A 4,876-nucleotide genomic window follows, 5' to 3' on the forward strand; every position below is an offset into this window, starting at 1 on the left:
GCCCTCGCCGCGCAACGGCGAGCGCGCTTCCATCAGCGCCAGCAGGTCGGCGACCAGCGGCCGCAGGGTCTCCGGTGCGCGCAACGCGGCGGCGGCGAGGCGCGGCGTCGCGCCCAGCTTCAGCATGGCGCGGCCGAGCGCGGTGATGCGCTGCGCGTCGTCCAGCGCGCCGAGCCGCTGCAGCAGTTCGCGCGCCTGCGCCAGCGCGCCGGCCGGCGGCGCTTCCAGCCACGGCAGCGCGCCGCTGCTGTGCGCCGATATGCCCCAGGCCGCGAGTTCCAGCGCCAGTCCGGACAGCTCCACCTGCGCGATCTCCGGCGTGCGCGCCGGTTCCAGGCGTTTGCTTTCCGGCCACAGCCGATAGGCCACGCCCGGCGCGACGCGGCCGGCACGGCCGGCGCGCTGGTCGGCGGAGGCTTGCGAGATCGTCACCGTTTCCAGCCGCGTCAGGCCGGAGTGGGGATCGAAGCGCGGCTCGCGCGCCAGGCCGCTGTCGACCACCGCGCGGATGCCGGGCAAGGTCACGCTGGATTCGGCGACGTTGGTGGCAAGGATCACGCGCCGCGTGCCCGGCTCGGCCGGCACCAATGCGGCGCGCTGCTCGGCCAGCGACAGCTCGCCGTGCAGCGGCAGCACGTCGAGCGCCGGCGCATCGAGGTTCGCCAGCACGTCCTGCGCGCGCGCGATCTCGCGGCGGCCGGGCAGGAACACCAGCACGTCGCCGTCGGTTTCCGTCAGCGCCAGTTCGACCGCGCGGCGCAGGTGCGATTCCCACGGCTCCGGCGTGCGCGCCGGCGGATAGGCGACGCGCACCGGGAACGCGCGCCCGGGGCTGGCGATGCGCGGCGCGTCCAGCCAGCGCGCGACGCGCTCGCCGTCCAGCGTCGCCGACATCACGACCAGGCGCAGGTCGGGCCGCAGCGTCGCCTGCACGTCCAGCGCCAGCGCGGCGCCGAGGTCGCCCTGCAGGTGGCGCTCGTGGAATTCGTCGAACAGCAGCGCGCCGACGCCGGCCAGCTCCGGATCGTCCTGCAGCATGCGCGTCAGGATGCCCTCGGTGACCACCTCGATGCGCGTCGCCGCGCTCACCCGCGCCTCGAAGCGGATGCGATAGCCAACCGTCTGCCCGACCTCCTCGCCGAGCTGGCGCGCCATGAACTCCGCCGCCGCACGCGCGGCCAGCCGGCGCGGCTCCAGCATCACGATGCGGCGCCCGGCCAGCCAGGGTTCGTCGCGCAGCGCCGGCGGCACCTGCGTGGTCTTGCCCGCGCCCGGCGGCGCTTCCAGCACCAGCCGCGTGCCGGCGGCCAGCGCGGCGCGGATCTCGGGCAGCAGCGGGGTGATCGGAAAGGCGGGGGCGCTCATCGCGCGCGCATGGTACACGCCGCCGCCAGCCGCGATAATGCGCGGCCCGCACGGAGGTCCGCATGGAACTGGTCGACATCGGCGCCAACCTCACCCACGAATCCTTCCGCCACGACCTCGACGCCGTGCTCGAGCGCGCGCGGGCGCACGGCGTGGTGCAGATGGTGGTGACCGGCGCCAGCCGCGACGGCAGCGAGCACGCGCTGGCGCTGGCGCGCGCGCATCCCGGCGTGCTGTACGCCACCGCCGGCGTGCACCCGCACCACGCGACCGACTACGACGCCGACACCGACGCGCTGCTGCGCAAGCTGATCGTGCACGACGAGGTCAAGGCGGTCGGCGAGACCGGCCTCGACTACTTCCGCAACTACTCGCCGCGCGAGGTGCAGTTGCGCGTGTTCGAGCAGCAGTTGGCGATCGCGGTCGAGCACGGCAAGCCGCTGTTCCTGCACCAGCGCGACGCGCACGCCGACTTCCTCGCCCTGCTGAGAGAGGCGCGCGACCGCGTGCCGGCCGCGGTGGTGCACTGCTTCACCGACAGCCGCGAGGCGCTGTACGCCTACCTCGACCTCGACTGCCACATCGGCATCACCGGCTGGATCTGCGACGAGCGCCGCGGCACGCACCTGCGCGAGCTGGTGCGTGAGATCCCCGCCCACCGGCTGATGCTGGAGACCGACGCGCCCTACCTGCTGCCGCGCACGGTGCGTCCGCAGCCGGCGCACCGCCGCAACGAGCCGATGTACCTCGCGCACATCTGCGAGGAGGTGGCGCGCGATCGCGGCGAGGACGCGCAGACGACCGCCGCCGCCAGCACCGCCACCGCGCGCGCGTTCTTCGACCTCGCCGCGACGATTCGCGGCTGAAGCCGCTCCCACGCGGAAGACCGCGGGGACGGATCCGCCGTCGCAACGCCGGCATCCGGGATCGCGCATGCGGCGGCGGCGCTTCGCTTCGACGCACGCCGAAGCGTGGACTGCGGTGCTGCGCTAGCATGCCGGCATGCACGCATTCCCCACGCGCTACCAGCTTGCCGAACTCGGCGCGCTGCTCGCCGATCCGTCGCGCGCGGCGATCGTGCTGGCGCTGACCGACGGCAGCGCACGCCCGGCGGGCGAGCTGGCGCGCGTGGCCGGCGTCGCGCCGGCCACGGCCAGCGCGCACCTGCGGCGGCTGGTCGCCGGCGGGTTGCTGGCGGCGCTGCCGCAGGGCCGGCATCGTTACTACCGCATCGCCAGCGAAACCGCGGCGCAGGTGCTGGAAACGCTGCCGCTGCTGCACGCGCGCCCCGCGCACAGCGCGCGCGCGCCGCGCGACGATCCCGCGCTGGCCTACGCGCGCACCTGCTACAGGCACTTGGCCGGACAACTCGGCGTGGCCGTCTACGACTGGCTGAGCCGCGAGGGCGACCTCAAGCTCGGCGCGGACGCGCTGCAGTTCGACCGCGACGCGCTGCAGTTGACCCCACGCGGCGCGGCGCGGCTGCGCGAGGCCGACCTGCTCGCCGACGACGCGCATGCCGCCGGGCTGCGCGGCCGCGCCTGCCTCGACTGGACCGAACGCCGCTTCCATCTCGGCGGCACGCTGGGCGTGCAGTTGACCGCGCGCATGCTCGAACGCGGCTGGCTGCGCCGAACGGGACAGACGCGCGCGCTCGCGCTGACGCCGCCGGGCCGCGCCGGGCTGCGCCGGCTGGGCGTGGCGGTGGACGATCGCGGATGAAGCTCCCGCCGCCACGAGCACGCAGAGTGGACGTAGGGTGGGCTGTAGGGTGGGCTTCAGCCCACCATCGCAACGTCATCGAACGAGGCATTGGTGGGCTATAGCCTACCCTACGCCCACCCTACGGCCCGCCCTGCGCCCACCCTGCCGCGTGCCTGCGGTTGGCGCCGGCGCGGGAGACATCGGCTCCGACCGCCTGCGCGGAAACCCCCGGGTCAGCGCCTGCGCCCCACGCGCACGTGGAACTGCCAGCGCACTTCGCGCGGCGTGTCCGCATCGCCCCACGCCGCCGCGAGATCCGGCGCGACGACGGCCACCGGATCCTCGCCGCGCGCCTTGAGGTAGCGCTGCGTGGCCGACCACGAGCGCAGGTAGGCGAGGAACTGCGCCAGCGTCCACTCGACGCGCATCGCGAACGGCGGCGCTGCGATTTCCTCGAACGGGAACGCCAGCGTACGGTAGCCGCTGTCGACCAGCGGCCGCTCCGGCGGCCAGTACGCGCCGAGCATGTCGATGTAGAGGCGGTCCTTGACCGCATCCACCGCCGCGTCGACGCTGCAGTCGGCGTAGGCCGTCGCCGCGACCACGCCGCCCGGCTTCAGCACGCGCTGCACCTCGGCGTAGAAGCGCGCGTGGTCGAACCAGTGCAGCGCCTGCGCGACGTTGACCAGGTCGACGCTCCCGTCGGCGAAGCTCGACTGCTCGGCGGGCTCGACGCGGTACTCGACGCGCGCGTGCGCTTCCGCGTTGGCGACCTGCGCCGCGCTGGGATCGGTGCCGACCACGCGCGCGAAGTGCGCCGCCAGCGCGACCGTCGCCTGGCCGTTGCCGCAGCCGGCGTCCCAGGCGAGTTCGCGCGCCGGCGCCTGCGCGGCGAGCCACGCATAGAGTTCCGGCGGATAGTGCGGACGCGCGTCGCGATAGATCGCGGCGTGGCCGGAGAAGTGGTCCTTGAACGGCATGCACGTATCCCGGGCGGGAACGCGAGGATAGTGGGGCGGGCCACGGCCTGCCAACGCGTGCGTCGCGATCCGAAAGGCCCTTGACGCGGATGGCCGCAGACATGGCCGTTGCCGGCCCGCGCGCATCCGCATCGATCCACACCCGCCAGCCATCACGAGGCCGGCAGCGTGCGCTCCGCGCACGTTCCGCCTCGCGTCGTGCGCAAAGCGCACACGGGCGGGTCGAGACCCGCCCTATGCGAGCGTGCGCGCCGCGCCGGGCGCGAGGCCGTCCAGCGCGTAGTCGCCGATGCGGGTGCGGACCAGGCGCAGCGTCGGCAGGCCGACGGCGGCGGTCATGCGCCGCACCTGGCGGTTGCGGCCCTCACGGATGGTGATCTGCAGCCACGCGGTCGGCACGCTCTTGCGGAAGCGCACCGGCGGATCGCGCGGCCACAGCCAGCCGGGCGCCTTCGCCAGCAGTTCGACCTCGGCCGGGCGGCAGCGGCCGTCGTTCAACACCACGCCGCGGCGCAGCGCCGCCAGCGCGGCCTCGTTCGGCACGCCTTCCACCTGCACCACGTAGGTCTTCGGTGCGTGCTTGCGCGGATCGGTGAGGCGGTGCGCCAGCGCGCCGTCGTCGGTGAGCAGCAGCAGGCCTTCGGAGTCGAAGTCGAGACGCCCGGCCGGATAGACGTCCTTTTGCGCGACGAACTCGGCCAGCGTGCGCCGCCCTTCGCGGTCGGTGAACTGGCAGAGCACGCCATAAGGTTTGTTCAGCGCGATCAGCATGCGGGTGGCTCGTCTTCGCGTGGCGCGCGCCGCACGTCTTGTCTCCCTCTCCCTAG

Annotated in this window: 5 protein-coding genes; 2 read left to right on the forward strand and 3 right to left on the reverse strand. The window is 74.1% G+C overall.

Going from position 1 to position 4,876, the window contains the following annotated elements; translation table 11 throughout:
- Nucleotides 1-1,365 (reverse strand): ATP-dependent helicase HrpB (gene hrpB, locus ABFC67_RS00875; protein ID WP_346736152.1); only part of this gene is annotated, 1,365 nt, incomplete at its 3' end.
- Between the two features lie 62 nt (nt 1,366-1,427).
- Between hrpB and ABFC67_RS00880 the strand changes: the two genes are divergently transcribed.
- Nucleotides 1,428-2,231: a TatD family hydrolase gene (locus ABFC67_RS00880; RefSeq protein WP_346736153.1), complete on the forward strand. Its 804-nt coding sequence runs from the start codon at nt 1,428-1,430 to the stop codon at nt 2,229-2,231.
- 136 nt (nt 2,232-2,367) lie between these two features.
- Nucleotides 2,368-3,087 (forward strand): metalloregulator ArsR/SmtB family transcription factor, encoded by a 720-nt coding sequence (locus tag ABFC67_RS00885; protein WP_346736154.1) that lies wholly within the window; start codon nt 2,368-2,370, stop codon nt 3,085-3,087.
- A 215-nt stretch (nt 3,088-3,302) separates the two neighbouring features.
- On the opposite strand, the gene ABFC67_RS00890 is transcribed toward ABFC67_RS00885, so the two are convergent.
- Together ABFC67_RS00890 and ABFC67_RS00895 are read right to left on the reverse strand one after the other, a co-directional pair.
- The gene (locus ABFC67_RS00890) at nt 3,303-4,049 is read right to left on the reverse strand and encodes a class I SAM-dependent methyltransferase (RefSeq protein ID WP_346736155.1); all 747 of its coding nucleotides are present in this window, start codon (nt 4,047-4,049) and stop codon (nt 3,303-3,305) included.
- Nucleotides 4,050-4,283: 234 nt separating this feature from the next.
- Nucleotides 4,284-4,820 (reverse strand): pseudouridine synthase, encoded by a 537-nt coding sequence (locus ABFC67_RS00895; protein ID WP_346736156.1) that lies wholly within the window; start codon nt 4,818-4,820, stop codon nt 4,284-4,286.
- Between the last annotated feature and the right edge of the window lie 56 nt (nt 4,821-4,876).

This window comes from Mizugakiibacter sp., from assembly GCF_039680435.1.
Lineage (GTDB): Bacteria > Pseudomonadota > Gammaproteobacteria > Xanthomonadales > Rhodanobacteraceae > Mizugakiibacter.

Bases quoted from the DNA above. Each gene is read 5' to 3' on its own strand.
- ABFC67_RS00880 (WP_346736153.1), top strand. From the start codon at position 1,428: ATGGAACTGGTCGACATCGGCGCCAACCTCACCCACGAATCCTTCCGC.
- ABFC67_RS00885 (WP_346736154.1), top strand. From the start codon at position 2,368: ATGCACGCATTCCCCACGCGCTACCAGCTTGCCGAACTCGGCGCGCTG.
- ABFC67_RS00890 (WP_346736155.1), bottom strand. From the start codon at position 4,049: ATGCCGTTCAAGGACCACTTCTCCGGCCACGCCGCGATCTATCGCGAC.
- ABFC67_RS00895 (WP_346736156.1), bottom strand. From the start codon at position 4,820: ATGCTGATCGCGCTGAACAAACCTTATGGCGTGCTCTGCCAGTTCACC.